The sequence below is a fragment of the Ruegeria sp. F5 genome (assembly GCF_056533845.1).
The window spans coordinates 1-2,608 of record NZ_JBQFOU010000057.1; the positions used below are offsets into that span (position 1 = coordinate 1).

Annotated in this window: 2 protein-coding genes; one reads left to right on the top strand and one right to left on the bottom strand. The window is 58.2% G+C overall.

Annotated elements, in window-relative coordinates:
• Nucleotides 1–139 precede the first annotated feature (139 nt).
• A complete protein-coding gene (locus ACR0K1_RS25440; RefSeq protein ID WP_480617687.1) occupies nt 140–1,735 on the top strand; it encodes a GMC family oxidoreductase in 1,596 nt (531 codons plus the stop codon).
• A 39-nt stretch (nt 1,736–1,774) separates the two neighbouring features.
• Here the strand turns inward: ACR0K1_RS25440 and ACR0K1_RS25445 are convergent, their stop codons facing one another.
• Nucleotides 1,775–2,404 carry a LuxR C-terminal-related transcriptional regulator gene (locus tag ACR0K1_RS25445; protein WP_480852299.1) on the bottom strand — a complete coding sequence of 210 codons (630 nt, stop codon included), beginning with the start codon at nt 2,402–2,404 and terminating at the stop codon, nt 1,775–1,777.
• Nucleotides 2,405–2,608 lie beyond the last annotated feature (204 nt).

Genomic DNA, 2,608 nt, shown 5'->3' on the forward strand with positions numbered 1-2,608 from the left:
AAATACCACTTAGTTTCTTGCCGATCTCCATTGCTTACCTCCCTGATCGCAATTATTGAGACGTTTTGTATCAAAAAACGCTAGTATATTTCTCAGCGTTTGGCTAGAACTTTTTGAAACCAGTTTCAGGGAGGTGATTATGGAAGTGGACTATGCTGTCGTCGGGGCCGGGTCTTCGGGCTGCGTTATCGCCAATCGCCTAAGCGCCGAGCCGGGCACGACCGTGGCCCTGCTCGAGGCCGGCGGGCGCGACACCAACCCCTGGATTCACATTCCCGTCGGGTATTTCAAAACCATGCATAACCCCTCGGTCGACTGGTGCTACCGGACCGAGCCCGATCCCGGCCTGAATGGCCGCTCCATCGACTGGCCGCGGGGTAAGGTGCTGGGCGGCTCATCCTCGCTGAACGGGTTGCTGTATGTCCGTGGCCAGAAAGAGGATTATGACCGCTGGCGTCAGATGGGCAACGAAGGCTGGGGCTGGGACGACGTGCTGCCCCTGTTCAAACGCTGCGAGGATCAGGAACGCGGCGCGGACGAGTTTCACGGCGTCGGCGGGCCCTTGTCGGTGTCCAACATGCGCATTCAACGCCCGATCTGCGACGCCTGGGTCGCAGCCGCGCAGGCGGCGGGCTACCCGTTCAACCCCGATTACAACGGCGCGCAGCAAGAGGGCGTGGGGTACTTTCAACTGACCACCCGCAATGGGCGCCGTTGCAGCGCGGCGGTGGCTTACCTTAAGCCCATCCGCAACCGCCAGAACCTGAACATCATCACCAAGGCGCTGGTGACGCGGGTGATTCTGGAGGGGAAAAAGGCCACCGGACTGGTCTACCGGGATCGCTCGGGCGCGGAACAAACCCTGACGGTGCGGCGCGAGATCATCCTGTCCGGCGGGGCGATCAACTCACCGCAAATCCTGATGCTGTCGGGTATCGGAGACCCCGATCATCTGAAGGAAAACAGCATCGACCCCATGCACGCCCTGCCCGGCGTCGGCAAGGGGCTGCAGGATCACCTGCAGGCGCGGCTGGTGTTCAAATGCAATGAACCGACCCTGAATGACGAGGTCCGCAGCCTGTTCAACCAGGCTCGCATCGCGCTGAAATACGCGCTGTTCCGTGCAGGGCCGATGACCATGGCGGCCAGCCTTGCCACCGGGTTCCTGAAAACCCGCCCCGAGGTCGAAACGCCCGACATTCAGTTCCATGTGCAACCCTGGTCCGCCGACAGCCCCGGCGAGGGCGTGCATCCGTTTTCGGCCTTCACAATGTCGGTCTGCCAACTGCGCCCGGAAAGCCGCGGCGAACTCAGGCTGGACGGCCCGGACCCGTCGAAACATGTCAAGATCATCCCGAATTACCTGTCCACCGAGACCGATTGCCAAACCATCGTCCACGGCGTGAACATCGCCCGCAGGATCGCCAAGCAGAACCCTCTGGCCTCGAAGATTTCCGAGGAGTTCCGGCCAACCGCCGATCTGAGTTGCAACGATTACGAAGGCACTCTGGACTGGGCCAGATCGAACACGGCGTCGATCTATCACCCGACCGGCACCTGCGCGATGGGCCGCGCCGGGGCCTCTGTTGTCGATGCAAAACTGAAGGTACACGGCATCGCGAACCTGCGGGTGGCCGATTGCTCGATCATGCCGGAAATCGTCAGCGGCAACACCAATGCGCCCGCGATCATGATCGGCGAAAAGGCCAGCGATCTGATACGCGCGGAGGGCTGACGCAGAAGCCACCCCTGATTGGGCAGACATGCAATCCACCTAGTCCGATGCGGCGCGGGATGAATAGTAAAACGCAATCGCCTGCGCCCGGTTCTTGACCGACAGTTTTTCATATATATTGGACAGGTGAAATTTCACCGTGTTGGTTGAGATTTGCAGGTCTTTCGAAAGATCGCGGTTCGATAAGCCCTTGGCCAGTGCTTCAAGTATGATGCGCTCTTTACGTGACAGGGTATGGATCGGGTCTCTCTGCATTTTCCGAACGTCGATGAATGGGAACACCATTTTGCCGACAGCTACGTCTGCGCAGGTTTCCAACAGGCGCTCAACCTCACCAGACCGCGAAGCAAACCCCGCTGCGCCGGCCTGCATTGCAAGGCGCGGAACATCTCCTGTCTCATCGCCGTAGACGACAAAACGGGGTGCGTTTTCCTGTTCACGCAAAACCTCGATCAGTTTGGCAGCACCCAGAACCGGCAAATTCCAGGCAATCACGCAGACCTTTACCGGTACTCTCATGACCGCGCCCAGGAAGCCTTCGGCGGTTGCAGATGTAGCAACCAGAGAGAATCGCGGATCACGCTCAAAAATCTCTGACATGGCCGACAACACCAGTGGATTGTTGTCGGCAAGCATAACGTCGATCGGTTGCTCTGAAGGGTCTGACATTGTTTTTACATCCAAATTTCCAATTTACTACCAATTAGTATAGGTTATTTCTTGGTATACATCGGCATTCTTGCCAAAACGGGTAGGTTATTCCCCATCTTATTAGAAGGCCTAAAGCAGTAGTAAGTTACGTTGCGTCGTAGGGCAAGTCCGCGTTTTCTGCTCGGCAACGTACCACACCGGGCCTCAGCGCCCAGCCAGTTG

Bases quoted from the DNA above. Each gene is read 5' to 3' on its own strand.
- ACR0K1_RS25440 (WP_480617687.1), top strand. From the start codon at position 140: ATGGAAGTGGACTATGCTGTCGTCGGGGCCGGGTCTTCGGGCTGCGTT.
- ACR0K1_RS25445 (WP_480852299.1), bottom strand. From the start codon at position 2,404: ATGTCAGACCCTTCAGAGCAACCGATCGACGTTATGCTTGCCGACAAC.